This is a genomic window from Streptomyces orinoci (assembly GCF_003121295.1).
GTDB classification, from domain to species: Bacteria; Actinomycetota; Actinomycetes; order Streptomycetales; family Streptomycetaceae; genus Streptomyces; species Streptomyces orinoci.
The window spans coordinates 67,125-83,588 of sequence record NZ_PHNC01000031.1 but is presented as its reverse complement, the minus strand read 5'-3'; the positions used below and the strand labels follow the sequence as shown (position 1 = coordinate 83,588).

Here is a 16,464-nt window from a genome sequence, read left to right as displayed (position 1 = left end):
CGTAAACGACCGGGGCCTTCGATTCCAGAGCGGACGACGAGGCTCGAACTCGCGACCTCAACCTTGGCAAGGTTGCGCTCTACCAACTGAGCTACGTCCGCATTTCGCTGCCCTCTCGGGCGGTGCGGGTTCCACTATAGCCAACCCTGGGACCGTGCGATGCGCGCTGCCGCATGACGGTTCTCGGCTCCCAGCTTGGCGGTGGCCGAGGAGAGATAGTTGCGCACCGTTCCCCGGGTCAGCGAGACCCGCTCCGCGATCTCCGCGATGGACGCCCCGTCCTCGGCCAGTTCGAGCAGTTCCGCCTCGCGAGCGGTCAGCGGCGAGTCGCCCGCGCAGATCGCGTCGGCCGCCAACTCCGGGTCCACATAACGGCTTCCGCCGTGCACGGTGCGGATGATCTCGGCCAGCCGCCGAGCGGAGAGGGTCTTGGGCACAAAGCCCCGGACGCCCGCTTCCAGGGCCCGCTTGAGGTGCCCCGGGCGGCCGTGCCCGGTCACGATCATGACCTGGCAGCAGGGGAGTTCGGCCCGTATCGATGTGGCCACTGTCACACCGTCCGCACCCGGCATCTGAAGATCCAGCACCGCCACATCCGGGCGGTACGCCCGCGCCATGGCGATCGCCTCCGGCCCCGAGGCGGCCTCCGCGACCACCTCGAGATCCTCCTCCAGCCCCAGCAGCACGGCCAGCGCCCCCCGGATCAGATGCTCGTCATCCGCGAGCAACACCCGCACCCCCACCGGCACCTCCCTTCGACCGGCCGCCCCCGGCGGCCCTCCGTACGGCCTCACCCGGCATCGGGCCGCGTTCCCGTCCGGACCCCGCACCCGCGAGGTCCGGTGCCGGCGACGGTCCATCGGAGACGGACGCTCCCAGGAGCGCGCCCGCCGCGCGAGGGCGTTCCGGGCCGATCCGCTCGCCCGGAACCCCCGGAACACCCGATGCGCCCGGTGCCACTGGCGCACTCCCCGTATGCCCGGAACCCGAGCCGGACCCCCCGCCGGAAGGCCCGTCCCCTCCGCCAGGAAGCTCCAAAGGTTCCGAAGAATCCGAAAGCCTGAAATGTCCCGCCGTCTCCGGAACATCCGGAACCCCCGGACCACCACCCGGAACACACGGCCCCACCGCCGCCATCAGCCGGAACACCCGCCCCTGCCGTTCCACCGCCAGCGCGCCGCCCAGTGCGGCGAGGCGGTCCCGGAGACCGGCCAGGCCCGAGCCCTCGCCCTCGGATGTGCCGTCCCCGCGCACCCCGTCGTTCTCCAGGACCAGGACGGCCACCCCGTCCGTCACCGACAGCCGCACCGCGCACCGCCGGGCATCGGAGTGCCGCAGCACATTGGTGGTGCCCTCGCGGACCACCCAGGCCAGTACCGACTGCACCGCGCCGGGCAGCTCCCCGTGAACCGAGTCCTCCACCCGGCAGTCGATGCCCGCCGAGGCCAGCACCCCCCGGGCGCCGACCAGTTCGGTGCGCAGGTCCACCTCCCGGTAGCCGCGCACCACCGCGCGCATATCCCGCTGCGACTCCCGGGCGATCCGCTGCACCTCCGCCAGCTGCTCAAGAGCGGCAGACGCGGCAGACGCACCCGACGAGGCCGGTGAACCGTCCGCACCCGGCGAACCGTCCGCCCCCAACCGCCCCACCAACTGCCCCGCCAGCTCGCTCTTCAGCGCGATCACGGTCAGATTGCGCCCCAGCACATCGTGCATGTCCCGCCCGAACCGCAGCCGTTCCTCGGCCACCGCCAGCCTCGCCTGCACCGCCCGCGCCGACTCCGCCTCCCACAGCACCGAGAGGATCCAGGCCGAGGAGCGCACACACATGCTCCACAGCGTCTGGAAGAGCATCAGCACCAGTACCGCGGCCGCCATCGCGGCCCCGGACGTCAGGTCACGCCCAGCCGGCACACAGGCCGCCGCCAGCACCAGGGTCCCGGCCGCGCAGCACAGCAGATACCGGCGGATGCGCACCAGCAGGCTGAAGGCGCCCAGGAAGACAAAGGCCGAACCCTGCACCATCCAGGCCCGCGAGGTGGCGTGCACCGGCCCGTCGAGCCGTGCCAGCACCATCAGCAGGGTGAGCGAGAGCAGGAAGAGCCCGCCGGAGACGGCCAGTCGCAGCCAGGGCGCGGGCCGCCCGCGCAGATAGTGAGCAAGGCCACGCTTGATCAGTCCGGTGCCGAACAGGCACTGCAGAAAGCAGACGGCCACCATCAGGCAGCGCGGCACCAGGTCCGCGTCCCCCTTCTCCGCCAGCGAGCCCAGCGAGGCCAGGGGGAAGAGGAAGGGCACCAGATAGAGCGTCCAGCGGGTGAAGCTGTCCACCTGGGCGGCCCGGCTGCGTCCCCGCCAGCCCACCAGCCGCCCGCGTATGCCGCCCATCCCTGTTCCCCTCGTCAGGAGCCCGCAACGGCGGCCCGGCCGGGGCCGGTTGCCGTCCGTGCGCTCTCAACGGCCTTGCCCGGAACGGAAGAAGGCCCCGGTCGCAGTGACGACCAGGGCCTTCCATTCCAGAGCGGACGACGAGGCTCGAACTCGCGACCTCAACCTTGGCAAGGTTGCGCTCTACCAACTGAGCTACGTCCGCATCGCTCCGCGCTCTCGCGCGGTGCGAACACCACTGTACCTGATCCACTTGAGTGGCCGGTAAGCGATGAGAGCGGGTGACAGGAATCGCACACTGCGCCTCCCCCTTGGAAAGGGGGCGCTCTACTACTGAGCTACACCCGCGCAACCATCCACCAGGCCACTTGAGGTGACCGGTAAACGGTGAGAGCGGGTGACAGGAATCGCACACTGCGCCTCCCCCTTGGAAAGGGGGCGCTCTACTACTGAGCTACACCCGCGCGTTCCGGGGAGTCCGGCCTTTCGGCCTCGCCCCTCGGCGTGCTCCAGACTCTAGCGGATCATGGGGGGTGCAATGCAAATCCGGTTCCGGGGAGCGCTGAAGGGGGAGGCGTCGAAGGGAGGCGCCGAAGGGGGCCCGGCCTCAGGGCCCCTGCCACCGGCCGGCCCGCTCGCCGGCTCAGGCCCCTTGCCGGTTGCCCGCGTTGAACGCCTCGTAGACCTTCTTGGGGATGCGGCCCCGGGGCGGCACCTCCATGCCGTGCGAGCGGGCCCAGGCGCGCACCGCCGCCGGGTCCGGCGCCACGGCGGTCCGGCGGTAGGTCCGGCCGGACCGGGCCCGCTTGCGGCCCATCGCCATGTAAGGCGCCAGGATCTCCCGGAGTTTCTTGGCGTTGGCCTTGTTGAGGTCGATCTCGTACGACTTGCCGTCGATACCGAACTCGACGGTCTCGTCGGCTTCCGAGCCGTCGATGTCGTCAGAGAGCATGACCACCACGCGCTGCGCCACGAAAAGGTCCTTTCAGCTGCATCACCCCTTGCATTCCCGCGTTGACCTGCGGTGATGCAAGGATTCCGAGGGTTCTCGGCCAATGTCAAAACCTTTGTACAACAAAGGTCGCTAAATAGTGAAGCCCAGTTAATTCCGTCGGTGTGCCCGGGCGCAATCCCAGCGGTGGGCCCTTCGGTGTTTTTTCGCGTTTTTTCTTGCGTCCGCCGGGGCCGCCCGGTAAACGCGAGCGCGTTCCCCCGGATATCTATGCGCGTAGATTTTTCTGGACTGTACGCTGGCCGTACCGCTTCAGCTCACGCACCACACACCGGGAGTGCCAGTGGCACGCGTCGTAGTCGACGTCATGCTCAAGCCGGAGATCCTCGACCCGCAGGGGCAGGCGGTGCAGCGCGCACTGCCACGCCTGGGTTTCGAGGGGATCGCCGACGTCCGTCAGGGCAAGCGCTTTGAACTCGAGGTTCAGGGCCCGGTCGATGAGGCCGCCCTCGCCCGAATCCATGAGATGGCGGAAACGTTTCTCGCCAACACCGTGATCGAGGACTTCACCGTGCGAGTCGAATCGTGACGGCACGCGTAGGAGTCGTTACCTTCCCCGGCACCCTCGACGACCGCGACACCCAGCGGGCGGTGCGGATCGCCGGTCTGGAAGCCGTACCGCTGTGGCACCGGGACAAGGACCTCAAGCAGGTTGACGCGGTGGTCCTGCCCGGTGGTTTCTCCTATGGCGACTATCTGCGGGCGGGGGCCATCTCCCGCTTCTCGCCGGTGATGGAGAGCGTCATCGAGCAGGCGAAGGCGGGCATGCCCGTCCTGGGCATCTGCAATGGCTTCCAGGTGCTCACCGAGACCCATCTGCTGCCCGGCGCCATGCTCCGCAACAACCATCTGCACTTCATCTGCCGCGACCAGAAGCTGCGGGTGGAGAACGCGGACACCGCCTGGACCGCCGACTACCGGGCGGGCCAGCAGATCTCCGTCCCGCTGAAGAACATCGACGGCCGCTATGTGGCCGACGAGCGCACCCTGGACGAGCTGGAGGCCGAAGGCCGGGTCGTCTTCCGCTACCTGGACGGCAACCCCAATGGCTCGCTCCGTGACATCGCCGGCATCACCAACGCCGCCGGAAACGTGGTCGGTCTGATGCCGCACCCCGAGCACGCGGTGGAGCCGCTGATCGGCACCGGCCGCACCGACGGCCTCGGGTTCTTCACCTCGCTCCTCAAGAAGCTGGTCAACTCATGAGCCTGGATACGGTCAAGCACGCGGCCGAAACCCCGGACACCGCCCAGCCCTGGGCCGAACTCGGCCTGAAGCAGGACGAGTACGAGCGGATCCGCGCCATCCTGGGCCGCCGGCCCACCGGCGCCGAGCTCGCCATGTACTCGGTGATGTGGTCCGAGCACTGCTCGTACAAGAGCAGCAAGGTGCACCTGCGCCAGTTCGGCGAGAAGGCCCCCGAGAACGACGCCCTGCTGGTCGGCATCGGCGAGAACGCCGGTGTGGTGGACGTCGGCCAGGGCTATGCGGTCACCTTCAAGGTGGAGTCCCACAACCACCCCTCGTATATCGAGCCCTACCAGGGCGCGGCCACGGGTGTGGGCGGCATCGTCCGCGACATCCTCGCCATGGGCGCCCGCCCGGTCGCGGTGATGGACCCGCTGCGGTTCGGCGCCGCCGACCACCCCGACACCAAGCGGGTGCTGCCCGGCGTGGTGGCCGGCATCGGCGGCTATGGCAACTGCCTGGGTCTGCCCAATATCGGCGGCGAGGTGGTCTTCGACCCCTGCTACCAGGGCAACCCGCTGGTCAACGCGCTGTGCGTGGGCGTGATGAAGCATGAGGACATCCACCTGGCCAAGGCCTCCGGCGCCGGGAACAAGGTCATCCTCTATGGCGCCCGCACCGGCGGCGACGGCATCGGCGGTGTCTCGGTGCTGGCCTCGGAGACATTCGACGCTACCGGTCCGGCCAAGCGCCCGGCCGTCCAGGTCGGCGACCCCTTCCAGGAGAAGCTGCTGATCGAGTGCACCCTGGAGTTGTTCCGGGAGCACCTGGTCGAGGGCATCCAGGACCTCGGCGGCGCCGGTCTGTCCTGTGCCACCAGCGAGCTGGCCAGCGCCGGTTCCGGCGGTATGCGGGTGGAACTGGACACCGTCCCGCTGCGCGACGCCACTCTCTCGCCCGAGGAGATCCTCATGAGCGAGTCCCAGGAGCGGATGTGCGCCATTGTGGAGCCCGGCAAGGTCGCCCGCTTTATGGAGATCTGCGAGAAGTGGGATGTCATCGCCACCGTGATCGGTGAGGTCACCGAGGGCGAGCGGCTGGAGATCTTCTGGCACGGCGAGCAGATCGTGGATGTACCGCCGCGCACCGTGGCCCATGAGGGCCCGGTGTACGAGCGCCCGTACGCCCGCCCGTCCTGGCAGGACGAGCTGCAGGCGGACGACGCCAACAAGCTGCCCCGCCCGGCGAGTTCGGACGAGCTGCGGGAGCAGGTGCTCAAGGTGCTGGCCTCGCCCAACCAGGCGTCCAAGTCCTGGATCACCGACCAGTACGACCGCTTTGTCCAGGGCAATACGGTGCTGGCGCAGCCGGAGGACTCCGGCATGGTCCGTATCGACGAGTCCACCAACCTGGGTGTGGCGGTGGCCACCGACGGCAATGGCCGTTACACCAAGCTCGACCCCTATACGGGGGCGCAGCTGGCGCTGGCGGAGTCGTACCGCAATGTGGCCGCCACCGGCGCCCGTCCGCTGGCCATCTCCAACTGCCTGAACTTCGGTTCCCCCGAGGACCCGGGTGTGATGTGGCAGTTCGCCGAGGCCACCCGGGGACTGGCCGATGGCTGCCTGGCCCTGGGCACTCCGGTGACCGGCGGCAATGTCTCGCTCTACAACCAGACCGGCGAGACTGCCATCCACCCCACGCCGGTGGTCGCGGTGCTGGGCGTCATCGACGACGTCAACCGCCGTACCCCGATGGCGTTCACCGAGCAGGGCCAGCTGCTGTATCTGCTCGGCGAGACCCATGAGGAGCTCGGCGGCTCGGCCTGGTCCCAGGTGATCCATGACCATCTGGGCGGGCTGCCGCCCAGGGTGGACCTGGAGCGGGAGAAGCTGCTCGCCGAGATCCTGATCGCCGCCTCCCGGGACGGCATGATCGACGCGGCGCATGACCTCTCCGACGGCGGTCTGGTCCAGGCCCTCGTGGAGTCCTGTCTGCGCGGGGGCAATGGGGCGCGGATCCTGGTGCCCGAGGGGCTGGACCCCTTTGTCTTCCTCTTCTCGGAGTCGGCGGGCCGGGCGGTGGTGGCGGTGCCGCGCAGCGAGGAGCTGCGGTTCACCGATATGTGCGGGGCGCGCGGCCTGCCCGCCACCCGGATCGGTGTGGTGGACGGCGAATCCCTGGAGGTCCAGGGCGAGTTCGGCATCTCCCTGGACGAGCTGCGCTCCGCGCACCAGGGGACCATCCCCGCGCTGTTCGGTTGAAATATGGCGCCGGACGGGCGAGTTGGCCCGTCCGGCGCCGTACGGTCATTTGATCCTGACCGGCACCACGGTGGTCTTCCCGTCCGGGGCCGTGGTGCCGCGTCCGGCCGTCCCGGCCGGGATCCGCAGCCGTACGGCCAGTACCACCGCCAGCACCATGGCCCCGGCGGCGCAGGCGAACACGGTGTCCACCGAGGTCACCAGGGCGTGTACCGCATGGGTGTGGGCGGCACCGGACAGCCGGGCGATCCGGCTGGTGGAGCCGCCGGGGACCTTGGACTCATAGACCCGGCTGAGCACCGTGCCGAACAGCGCGGTGCCCAGGGCGCCGCCCAGGCTCTGGAAGAAGCGGACGCCGGTGGTGGCCACCCCGATCTGTTCGGGCGCCGTGGACTCCATGGCCAGGGTGAGCACCTGGCCCAGCAGCAGCCCGAACCCCACACCCAGCAGCAGTAGTTCAAAGCCCAGCAGCCAGAGGCTGGTGTGCACTCCGGTGAAGATCAGGGAGATGGCGGCGAGGGCGTTGACCGTGGTGCCGGTGCGCAGGAAGCTGCGGTGGTTCCAGCCGCGCTTCTGCAACAGGCCGGAGGACAGGCCGGTTCCCACCAGTCCCACGGCCATGGGGATCATAAAGAGGCTGGCGTCACTGGCGCTGATGCCACGGGCGATCTGCAGATAGATCATGATGTAGACCACGGTGCCCATCAGGGCCACGCCCAGCATGGCCTGGAGCGCGAAGGAGCCGCGCAGCACCGGGTTTTTGAACATCGACAGCGGCAGCACGGGTTCGGCCGCGGTGGCCTGCCGCCAGAGGAAGAGGGCCAGCAGTGCGGCGAAGGCCGCGCCCAGTCCCAGGATGGTGGCCGAGCCCCAGGCGTACTCCTTGCCGCCCCACTCCGCGATCAGCAGCAGGGCGATGGAGAAGGCGGCGGCCAGGGCCGCGCCGGGGTAGTCGATGCGGTGCCGGTTGGCCTTGTGCGGTACATGGATCAGCAGGGCGGCGAGCACCAGCACGGCAAGCCCGATGGGCAGGTTGATATAGAACACCCAGCGCCAGCCGGCGTGGTCGGCCAGCGCGCCGCCGACCACCGGTCCCAGCGCCATGCCCGCACCCGCGATCACCGCGCCGATGCCGGCGATCCCCGGTCCCTTGCCGCCCGCTCCCCTGAGCTGGGCCATCAGCACCATGGTGATGCTCATCAGCCCGCCGCCGCCGAGCCCTTGCAGCGCCCGGAAGGCGATCAACTGCGGCATGGTGTGGGCCGTTCCGCAGAGTGCCGAGCCCACCAGGAAGGTGGCCACCGCCCCCAGGAAGACCCGCTTGGCGCCATAGGAGTCGCTCAGTTTGCCGTAGAGCGGCAGGGCGGCGGTGGCGGCCAGAGCGAAGGCGCTGATCAGCCAGGGGATGCGATCGACGCCATGGACCGGGTCCAGATCGCGGACGATCGGGACGGTGGCGGCCGAGACGATGTTCTGGTCCAGGACGGCCAGCAGGATCGTGACTATGCACACGGCGAAGCAGATCCTGCGGCGCCCGGCGGAGTCGGACATGGGTGCCCCCTTGAAGTGCCCGTGTTCCACGGGCGGTTGTGATCCGTTGTGTCCCCCGGGACCACCATGGGGCATCGAGGTATACCGAGTCAATTTTTCAGCCGAGTATGTTTTTCGACCCGGCCAAACCGATCTTGCTAAGGTCGTTCCATGGAGACCGAAGGAGTCAGCCTCCGCGAGCGCAAGAAGATCCAGACCCGGGCGGTCATCTGGCGCACCGCGGCCGACCTGTTCATCGAGCGCGGCTATGACAATGTCTCGGTGGCCGAGGTGGCCGCGGCGGCCCAGGTGTCCAAGATGACCGTCTTCAACTACGTCTCCAGCAAAGAGGATCTGGTCCTCGGCCCCATGGAGGTGCACATCGACGACGCGGCCCGAGCGGTGCGCGACCGGCGGCCCGGTGAGTCGGTGGTGGCCGCGGTCCGGGATCAGTTCCTGCGCGCGCTGGCCGAACACGACGCCTCGGTGGGGCTCTTGGACGAGGAGTCCATCCTGCGGGTGCTCCGGCTGATCGACCGGACGCCCGCCCTGCGGGACCGGCGCCACCAGTTCTCCCTGCGCGCCCAGCAACTGCTCGCCGAGGAGCTGGAGTCGGCGGTACCGGGCGATCCGCATCTGGCCAGGGTGGCCGCCGCCCAGCTGATGGGCGCGCGCAATGCGCTGATCGACCACAACATCCAGCGGCTGCTGGCGGGGGAGTCCGCCGCAGCCGTCCAGCCCGACGCGGTGGCGCTGGCCGAGCGGGCCTTTGCCATGGTGGAGTTCGGGCTGGGCGAGTACGGAGCGGAGGCCGTCCGATGACCGCCAGGCCCAGGGCCCGTGCCTATGACCCGGCCAAGACCCGCACCGCCCTGCTCCGCGAGGCGGAGGCGGTACGGACGGTGGCGGCCGGGCTCCCCGCCGAAGCGCTCGCCGCCCCCACCCGCCTGCCCGGCTGGACCACCGGCCAACTGATCACACAGCTGGCCGCCGTTCTGGAGGAGCTGCCCCGCCTGCTCGCCGGGCCCGCCCCCGCCCGGGGCGAGCAACGCCTGGACGTCCAGGGCTGGTTGGCCGCATACCGCCGTCCCGCCGAGGTGACCCCGGACCCCGATCCGCTCGCCCGGCTGACCGCCGCCGTCCGGGCGCTGGAGGGCGCCGAGGCGGACCCCGGCACCCTGCTCCGTTCCCCCCACGGCCCCGTCAACGCGGGGGACTTCGCCCTCACCCTGGTGCTTCGTACGGTGCTCCACGCCGATGACCTGGCGGCCGCCACCGGGCTCACCATCGCCCATGACCGGCAGGCGTTGGCCATCACCACCCGGCTGCTGGCCGACGCGCTGGCCCACCGGGCGCCCGGCGGCTCGGTGGAGGTGCGCATCCCGCCCTTCGCGGTGGTGCAGTGCGTCCAGGGCCCCCGGCACACCCGGGGCACCCCGCCCAATGTGGTGGAGACCGACCCGCTCACCTGGCTGCGGCTGGCCGCCGGCCGTACCGCCTGGAGCTCGGCGGTGGCGGAGGCGTCCGTCACGGCGAGTGGCGAACGGGCGGACATCTCCGCACAACTGCCCTTGCTCGATTGAGCGGACAGTGATTCACCGTGCCGGTCGGGTGGCTGTGCGTGGTGTGAGACATCCCCGGTCGTCCCCGGTTCGGATGAACCTTCCGGCTGCCATAGACTCAAGGTGTGCCTCGTGGTGACGGACGACTCAACCACGACCTGCTTCCCGGCGAAAAGGGCCCCCAGGACGCTTGCGGTGTCTTCGGTGTCTGGGCTCCGGGAGAAGAGGTCGCCAAACTCACCTATTTCGGGCTGTATGCGCTGCAGCACCGTGGACAGGAGTCCGCGGGCATCGCGGTGAGCAACGGCTCCCAGATCCTGGTCTTCAAGGACATGGGACTGGTCTCCCAGGTCTTCGACGAGACCTCCCTCGGCTCCCTCCAGGGCCATATCGCGGTCGGTCATGTCCGCTACTCCACCACCGGAGCCTCGGTGTGGGAGAACGCCCAGCCCACCTTCCGGGCCACCGGCAACGGCTCCATCGCGCTGGGCCACAACGGCAACCTGGTCAACACGGCCGAGCTGGCCGAGATGGTGGCCGCGCTGCCCAAGGAGAACGGGCGGGCCACCCAGGTCGCGGCGACCAATGACACCGACCTGGTCACCGCCCTGCTGGCCGGGCAGACCGATGACGACGGCAAGCCGCTGACCGTGGAGGACGCGGCCAAGAAGGTCCTGCCGGACGTCCGGGGCGCCTTCTCGCTGGTCTTCATGGACGAGCACACCCTCTATGCCGCCCGCGACCCGCAGGGCATCCGCCCGCTGGTGCTGGGCCGTCTGGAGCGCGGCTGGGTGGTCGCCTCGGAGACCGCCGCCCTGGACATCGTGGGCGCCAGCTTCGTCCGCGAGGTGGAGCCCGGCGAGCTGATCGCCATCGACGAGCAGGGCGTGCGCAACAGCCGCTTCACCGATGCCCGCCCCAAGGGCTGTGTCTTCGAGTACGTCTATCTGGCCCGCCCGGACACCGACATCGCCGGCCGCAATGTCTACCTCTCCCGGGTGGAGATGGGCCGCCGGCTCGCCGCCGAGGCCCCGGCCGAGGCCGACCTGGTGATAGCGACCCCGGAATCCGGCACCCCGGCCGCCGTGGGCTACGCCGAGGCCAGTGGGATCCCCTACAGCTCCGGCCTGGTCAAGAACAGCTATGTGGGACGGACCTTCATCCAGCCCAGCCAGACCATCCGCCAGCTGGGCATCCGGCTGAAGCTCAACCCGCTGAAGGAAGTCATCCGCGGCAAGCGCCTGGTGGTGGTGGACGACTCCATCGTCCGCGGCAACACCCAGCGCGCCCTGGTGCGGATGCTGCGTGAGGCCGGTGCCGCCGAGGTGCACATCCGGATCTCCTCGCCGCCCATCAAGTGGCCCTGCTTCTTCGGCATCGACTTCGCCACCCGCGCCGAGCTGATCGCCAATGGGATGACCGTGGAGGAGATCGGCAAGTCGCTGGGCGCCGACTCCCTGGCGTACATCTCCATCGACGGCATGATCGAGGCCACCACCATCGCCAAGGGCAACCTCTGCCGCGCCTGCTTCGACGGCGAGTACCCGATGGAGCTGCCCGACCCCGAGCTGCTCGGCAAGCACCTGCTGGAGACCGAGCTCGCAGGCGGCCCCGACGCCGCGGACGCCCTGCGCCGCCCGTAACACCCGACACGAAAGATCTCTAGACCAATGTCTTCGGAGACCACCGGTGCCAGCTACGCAAGCGCGGGCGTCGATATCGAGGCGGGCGACCGCGCCGTCGAACTGATGAAGCAGTGGGTGAAGAAGGCCACCCGCCCCGAGGTCGTCGGCGGCCTCGGCGGCTTCGCCGGCCTCTTCGACGCCAGTGCCCTCAAGCGCTATGAACGTCCGCTGCTCGCCTCCGCCACCGATGGCGTGGGCACCAAGGTGGACATCGCCCGCCGGATGGGCGTCTACGACACCATCGGCCACGACCTGGTCGGCATGGTCGTGGACGACCTGGTGGTGTGCGGCGCCGAGCCGCTGTTCATGACCGACTACATCTGTGTGGGCAAGGTCCACCCCGAGCGGGTGGCGGCCATCGTCAAGGGCATCGCCGAGGGCTGCTCGCTGGCCGGCTGCGCGCTGATCGGCGGGGAGACCGCCGAGCACCCCGGGCTGCTGGGGCCGGACGAGTTCGATGTGGCCGGCGCGGGCACCGGAGTGGTCGAGGCCGACCGGGTGCTGGGCGCGGATCTCATTCGCAAGGGTGATGCCGTCATCGCGATGGCCTCGTCCGGACTTCACTCGAACGGGTACTCGCTGGTCCGCCATGTGCTCTTCGACCGGGCCGGCTGGGAGCTGGACCGCCAGGTGCCCGAGTTCGGCCGCACCCTGGGTGAGGAACTGCTGGAGCCCACCCGGATCTATGCGCTGGACTGCCTGGCGCTCACCCGCACCGCCCGAGTGCATGCCTTTTCGCACATCACCGGAGGCGGACTGGCCAACAATCTGGCACGAGTGATCCCGGACCATCTCCATGCGAGCGTTGACCGCTCGACCTGGACCCCGGGCGCGGTCTTCGACCTGGTCGGCCGGCTGGGCGAGGTGGCCCGTCCGGAACTGGAGAAGACCCTCAACATGGGCGTCGGCATGATCGCGGTGGTGCCGCCGGAGTCCGTGGAGGTGGCCCTGGCCACCTGCGCTGACCGGGGCCTGGACGCCTGGGTCGCGGGCGAGATCACCGAGCGCGGCGAGCACTCCGAAGCGGTGGCCCTGACCGGTGACTACTCAGCCTGACCGGCGCCGGGCAGCACAGAACCCGGTCCGGGGCCAAGCCCCGGACCGGGTCGGTGAGAGTCTTCGCGTCAAGCGCGGCGACGGTATGCGGAGTGATCGGACACCGTGTGGTCGTCCTCATCCTCGTCATCGTTGTAACGCGCCGCGTACTGGGCGTACGGGTCGTCGTCCAGCTCGTCCTCGAGCGGCTCGCTGTTCGGCGGCCGCTTCGTTGACGGCTGCGTTGCGCCCAGCTCATTGGCCAGACGTGAGAGGTCGGTCCCGCCGCTGTTGTACTTCAGCTGGCGGGCGACCTTTGTCTGCTTGGCCTTGGCCCGGCCGCGCCCCATGGCTCGACCCCCTCAATGACGGGGCTCGACGGCCCCAGAGTCTTGACACGCGTTCATTGATCAGAGCGGATCCCCGCTGAGGGATCCGGCCTGTAGGACTTCAACGGTACCTGCTTCCGCGGCCATACGGTACGTCGCCCGCATGACGTGCCACGGAGCACAACCCGCGAGGAGCCCCGTCCACACTGGTCAGCCGCGATTTTAACCGGTTCTTGGCGACGACCCGCCGAGGGGTGGTGAGGGATATCTCCCTTGCCACACCCCGGCGGGGCGTCTGTGGGGACCGCTGTGCGGCTCCCGGGCATCCGCTCGTTACCGCTGTGCCTGGCGGGGCACCCGGGTCGCCCGTGCCTCGGCCATCCGTGCCTCCGCCAGCCGGTCGGCGGCCACCGCCGGCGGTACTCCATCCGTATGCGCCCGGTCGAATATGGCCAGCGTGGTGTCGTAGATCTTGGCCGCCTTGGCCTTGGCCCGGTCGAAGTCGAAACCGTTCAGTTCATCGGCGACCTGGATCACTCCGCCGGCGTTCACCACATAGTCGGGGGCGTAGAGGATGCCCCGGTCGGCCAGGTCCTTCTCCACCCCGGGGTGGGCCAGCTGGTTGTTGGCCGCGCCGCAGACCACGGTGGCGGTCAGGGCGGCCACCGTGGCGTCGTCCAGCGCGCCGCCGAGGGCGCAGGGGGCGTAGACATCGAGGGGGGCGCGGACCAGGGCCGCCGCATCCGGCACCGCGGTGACCTCCGGGTGGCGCTCGGTGATCCGGGCCACGGCCTCCGGCCGGACATCGGTGACCACCACCTGGGCGCCGTCCTCGATCAGATGCTCCACCAGGTGGTGCCCGACCTTGCCCACCCCGGCCACGCCCACCCGGCGGCCGCGCAGCGTGGGCTCACCCCACCGGTGCCCGGCCGCGGCCCGCATGCCCTGGAAGACGCCGAAGGCGGTGAGCACCGAGGAGTCACCGGCGCCGCCCCGCTCCGGTGAACGGCCGGTGGTCCAGCGGCACTCCCGGGCCACCACGTCCATGTCCTGGACATAGGTGCCCACATCGCAGGCGGTGACATAGCGGCCGCCAAGAGAGGCCACGAACCGGCCGTAGGCGAGCAGCAGTTGTTCGGTCTTGATCTCTTCGGGGTCGCCGATGATCACGGCCTTTCCGCCGCCATGCTCCAGTCCCGCCAGGGCGTTCTTGTAGGACATCCCGCGGGAGAGATTGAGCGCGTCCCGTACCGCCTCCTCCTCGGAGGCATAGGGGTAGAAACGCGTACCGCCCAGGGCGGGGCCCAGGGCGGTGGAGTGGAGGGCGATCACGGCCTTGAGGCCGGTGGCCCGGTCCTGGCAGAGCACCACCTGCTCATGGCCGCCGAGGTCGGAGCGGAACAGGGTGTGCAGCACGCCTTCGGTGCTGCCGGTGTCGGTGCCGGAGGTGGGACGTACGTCAGTCACTGTGGTGACTCCATATGTCTCGCGGAGTTGCCCTCCCGGGGTACCGGAGGGCCGGTTGGCACGAGCGTAGGGCCTGGACGGCCCTCGCATGGGTGCGGTGCCGAGGATCACTCTCCCGGGCTCCGGCGCCATGGGACGATTTGCACCGGAGGGGGAGCGGGCGGCCGGCTCCCCGCGGTGATCCTCCGGCTTGAGGGAGCGAGCGTGGGTCTGGCGTCGTCGGTGAACGTCCCGTACGCGGCGTATCTCCGGGTTTACGAACCGCTGGGCGCCTTCCCGGAACCCGAACGCTCCCACTGGGCCGGCTACGCCCGGCGCGAGGAGCTGCCCACCGCGCAGGACGAACTCCGCCGCTCGCTGGCCGACTTGCTGCCCACCCCGCCGGTGGCGGTGCCGGTGCATGAGAGCGGTGACGCCTTTGTCGCGGTGGTGGACGGCGTGGTCTGTGTCTGTCCCTGGCGCACCCGGCTGCGCGGCTGGCTGGCGCTGGAGGAGCTCTCCGAACGGTTTCCGGCCGCGGTGCTGGACGCGGTGCTGCCGCCGGTGGTGCGCCGGCAGGCGGAGGCGGACTACGCGCGCTGGCAGGAGCGCAATCCCGATGCCCGGCCATGGATCCGCACCGCCACCTGGCAGGTGCCGCTGCGCTGGTTCGTGCTCTTCTCCGACGAGGAACGCGAGTACGGCAAGGCCCCGCAGGGCGGCGGGGGTTCCGGCGGCGGGGGGCTGCGGCTGCGCTACCGCACTCCCATGGTGCAGGCCCGGCGACGGGTGGCCCGGGCACTGCGTACGCTGCGGGATGCCATTGAGGAGGGGCCGTTGATCGACGGCCTGGTGGAGGTGGGGCGCTGGCTGGAGGAGTTCCATCCGCGTTCGCTGGTGGAGCTGGACTACGGCGGGCTGGTGCATATGGTTCCGGAGGCACAGTTGGCCGACGACCGTTCCGCGGCGGACACCGCGGAGGGGCTGGCCGCCCTGCGGGCCGGTGACGGCCGGCGGGCGGGGGAGGCGTATGCACGGCTCACCGAGCGCTGGCGGGCCGTCCGGGACCGTCAGTTCGCCAACTGACGCCGCTTTTGGGCATGGTGGGACCGTTGTGATTTCCGCTACGGGACCTAGGTCCTGATCCGGGCCATTGGAGCAACCGTGATCTAACGCACTTACGTCAAGTCTTGCGCCCATCGCCCACCCTCGTGGCAAAATAGGACAAGGAGTCCGGGAAGGGCTCCTTCTATCCGAGTACGGGTGGATTGATCGGTATTGCTCTTCTTGACGGGCCTGATGACCCCTGATCCCACTGTGACTGATCGTCACGACTGCGTGACTGTCCGCTATGACATGGTCCATCGGGTTCCGTCGAGGTTGAACACCTGAGAGGGCAATTCCATCGGTTTGGCCGACGTGGCTGGACAGATGGTGTAGTTGTAGTGCCGAGGACAAGCCGTTCGTCCTATAACCGACTCGGCCCGCGTCCGCCATTTCGGGCAACGTGGGTCAAGGTGCAGAATTTAGAGGAAAGAACCGATCCTGAACTCGGTTCTCCCGAGGAGGCCGCTCATGACCGCTCGCACCCCTGATGCCGAGCCGCTGCTGACCCCGGCTGAGGTTGCCACGATGTTCCGCGTGGACCCGAAGACGGTCACGCGGTGGGCCAAGGCAGGCAAGCTCACGTCCATCCGCACGCTCGGAGGGCATCGCCGATACCGCGAAGCGGAGGTCCGTGCCCTGCTGGCGGGCATTCCGCAGCAGCGAAGCGAAGCCTGAACAACTGAATGACGGGGCGATTTCCGGGGCCCCCAACCCGGTGAGCCGCCCGACTGGTACGTGAAGAGCGCGCTGGACTCCGCCGGGTCCAGCGCGATCTTTTTATGCCCGCGGGGCGCCGCCCGGCCGACTCCCGGAGGGGTCCGGGGAGTTGGTTGAGCGGTCGGTGCAATTGCACATATTAAATTGACCGGTGGTGGGCAGGGTGTGAGTTCCCCCCATACGTAAGGATTTAGGGTGACT

General features: G+C 69.4%; 15 protein-coding genes and 4 tRNA genes. 9 read left to right on the top strand and 10 right to left on the bottom strand.

Going from position 1 to position 16,464, the window contains the following annotated elements; all coding sequences use genetic code 11:
- Positions 1–28: 28 nt before the first annotated feature.
- The 7 genes from CV755_RS22355 to CV755_RS22325 all read right to left on the bottom strand — a co-directional run bounded on the left by CV755_RS22355 (position 29) and on the right by CV755_RS22325 (position 3,361).
- Positions 29–101, bottom strand: a tRNA-Gly gene (locus CV755_RS22355).
- Positions 102–134: 33 nt separating this feature from the next.
- Positions 135–743, bottom strand: coding sequence for a response regulator transcription factor (locus CV755_RS22350; protein WP_109283450.1), 609 nt, complete (start codon positions 741–743; stop codon positions 135–137).
- The gene (locus CV755_RS22345) at positions 715–2,388 is read right to left on the bottom strand and encodes a sensor histidine kinase (RefSeq protein WP_109282086.1); all 1,674 of its coding nucleotides are present in this window, start codon (positions 2,386–2,388) and stop codon (positions 715–717) included. The genes CV755_RS22350 and CV755_RS22345 overlap by 29 nt, the downstream gene beginning before the upstream one ends.
- A gap of 132 nt (positions 2,389–2,520) precedes the next feature.
- A tRNA-Gly gene (locus CV755_RS22340) sits at positions 2,521–2,593 on the bottom strand.
- Between the two features lie 71 nt (positions 2,594–2,664).
- Positions 2,665–2,736, bottom strand: a tRNA-Gly gene (locus CV755_RS22335).
- Between the two features lie 44 nt (positions 2,737–2,780).
- Positions 2,781–2,852: transfer RNA gene (locus CV755_RS22330), tRNA-Gly, on the bottom strand.
- Positions 2,853–3,031: 179 nt separating this feature from the next.
- Complete coding sequence (locus CV755_RS22325) at positions 3,032–3,361, bottom strand: histone-like nucleoid-structuring protein Lsr2 (RefSeq protein WP_109282085.1); 330 nt, start codon at positions 3,359–3,361, stop codon at positions 3,032–3,034.
- Between the two features lie 322 nt (positions 3,362–3,683).
- Between CV755_RS22325 and purS the strand changes: the two genes are divergently transcribed.
- The 3 genes from purS to purL are packed head-to-tail and all read left to right on the top strand — an operon-like array spanning position 3,684 to position 6,852.
- Entirely contained in the window at positions 3,684–3,929 is a 246-nt protein-coding gene (gene purS / locus CV755_RS22320) for a phosphoribosylformylglycinamidine synthase subunit PurS (protein WP_109282084.1), read from the top strand.
- Positions 3,926–4,606 carry a phosphoribosylformylglycinamidine synthase subunit PurQ gene (gene purQ / locus CV755_RS22315; protein WP_109282083.1) on the top strand — a complete coding sequence of 227 codons (681 nt, stop codon included), beginning with the start codon at positions 3,926–3,928 and terminating at the stop codon, positions 4,604–4,606. The genes purS and purQ overlap by 4 nt, the downstream gene beginning before the upstream one ends.
- On the top strand, positions 4,603–6,852 hold the full coding sequence (gene purL, locus CV755_RS22310; RefSeq protein ID WP_109282082.1) for a phosphoribosylformylglycinamidine synthase subunit PurL: 2,250 nt from the start codon (positions 4,603–4,605) through the stop codon (positions 6,850–6,852). The genes purQ and purL overlap by 4 nt, the downstream gene beginning before the upstream one ends.
- Before the next feature lie 45 nt (positions 6,853–6,897).
- Here purL and CV755_RS22305 read toward each other — a convergent pair whose 3' ends face one another.
- The gene (locus CV755_RS22305; protein ID WP_109282081.1) at positions 6,898–8,403 is read right to left on the bottom strand and encodes an MFS transporter; all 1,506 of its coding nucleotides are present in this window, start codon (positions 8,401–8,403) and stop codon (positions 6,898–6,900) included.
- A 150-nt stretch (positions 8,404–8,553) separates the two neighbouring features.
- Here CV755_RS22305 and CV755_RS22300 point away from each other — a divergent pair, with 150 nt between their 5' ends.
- The 4 genes from CV755_RS22300 to purM all read left to right on the top strand — a co-directional run bounded on the left by CV755_RS22300 (position 8,554) and on the right by purM (position 12,685).
- Entirely contained in the window at positions 8,554–9,204 is a 651-nt protein-coding gene (locus tag CV755_RS22300) for a TetR/AcrR family transcriptional regulator (protein WP_109282080.1), read from the top strand.
- Positions 9,201–9,965 carry a sterol carrier family protein gene (locus CV755_RS22295; protein ID WP_109282079.1) on the top strand — a complete coding sequence of 255 codons (765 nt, stop codon included), beginning with the start codon at positions 9,201–9,203 and terminating at the stop codon, positions 9,963–9,965. Before CV755_RS22300 ends, CV755_RS22295 begins: the two co-directional genes overlap by 4 nt.
- A gap of 104 nt (positions 9,966–10,069) precedes the next feature.
- A complete protein-coding gene (gene purF / locus CV755_RS22290; RefSeq protein WP_109282078.1) occupies positions 10,070–11,587 on the top strand; it encodes an amidophosphoribosyltransferase in 1,518 nt (505 codons plus the stop codon).
- A gap of 27 nt (positions 11,588–11,614) precedes the next feature.
- On the top strand, positions 11,615–12,685 hold the full coding sequence (gene purM, locus CV755_RS22285) for a phosphoribosylformylglycinamidine cyclo-ligase (RefSeq protein WP_109282077.1): 1,071 nt from the start codon (positions 11,615–11,617) through the stop codon (positions 12,683–12,685).
- 68 nt (positions 12,686–12,753) lie between these two features.
- On the opposite strand, the gene CV755_RS22280 is transcribed toward purM, so the two are convergent.
- Entirely contained in the window at positions 12,754–13,014 is a 261-nt protein-coding gene (locus CV755_RS22280; protein WP_109282076.1) for a DUF3073 domain-containing protein, read from the bottom strand.
- Between the two features lie 312 nt (positions 13,015–13,326).
- Entirely contained in the window at positions 13,327–14,460 is a 1,134-nt protein-coding gene (locus CV755_RS22275) for a Leu/Phe/Val dehydrogenase (protein WP_241561354.1), read from the bottom strand.
- 204 nt (positions 14,461–14,664) lie between these two features.
- On the opposite strand from CV755_RS22275, the gene CV755_RS22270 reads away from it, so the two are divergent.
- Together CV755_RS22270 and bldC are read left to right on the top strand one after the other, a co-directional pair.
- The gene (locus CV755_RS22270) at positions 14,665–15,525 is read left to right on the top strand and encodes a DUF8083 family protein (protein ID WP_109282075.1); all 861 of its coding nucleotides are present in this window, start codon (positions 14,665–14,667) and stop codon (positions 15,523–15,525) included.
- A gap of 489 nt (positions 15,526–16,014) precedes the next feature.
- Positions 16,015–16,221 carry a developmental transcriptional regulator BldC gene (gene bldC / locus CV755_RS22265; RefSeq protein ID WP_003949541.1) on the top strand — a complete coding sequence of 69 codons (207 nt, stop codon included), beginning with the start codon at positions 16,015–16,017 and terminating at the stop codon, positions 16,219–16,221.
- Positions 16,222–16,464: the final 243 nt, after the last annotated feature.

Bases quoted from the DNA above. Each gene is read 5' to 3' on its own strand.
- CV755_RS22280 (WP_109282076.1), bottom strand. From the start codon at position 13,014: ATGGGGCGCGGCCGGGCCAAGGCCAAGCAGACAAAGGTCGCCCGCCAG.
- purL (WP_109282082.1), top strand. From the start codon at position 4,603: ATGAGCCTGGATACGGTCAAGCACGCGGCCGAAACCCCGGACACCGCC.
- CV755_RS22305 (WP_109282081.1), bottom strand. From the start codon at position 8,403: ATGTCCGACTCCGCCGGGCGCCGCAGGATCTGCTTCGCCGTGTGCATA.
- CV755_RS22345 (WP_109282086.1), bottom strand. From the start codon at position 2,388: ATGGGCGGCATACGCGGGCGGCTGGTGGGCTGGCGGGGACGCAGCCGG.
- CV755_RS22300 (WP_109282080.1), top strand. From the start codon at position 8,554: ATGGAGACCGAAGGAGTCAGCCTCCGCGAGCGCAAGAAGATCCAGACC.
- purM (WP_109282077.1), top strand. From the start codon at position 11,615: ATGTCTTCGGAGACCACCGGTGCCAGCTACGCAAGCGCGGGCGTCGAT.
- bldC (WP_003949541.1), top strand. From the start codon at position 16,015: ATGACCGCTCGCACCCCTGATGCCGAGCCGCTGCTGACCCCGGCTGAG.
- CV755_RS22295 (WP_109282079.1), top strand. From the start codon at position 9,201: ATGACCGCCAGGCCCAGGGCCCGTGCCTATGACCCGGCCAAGACCCGC.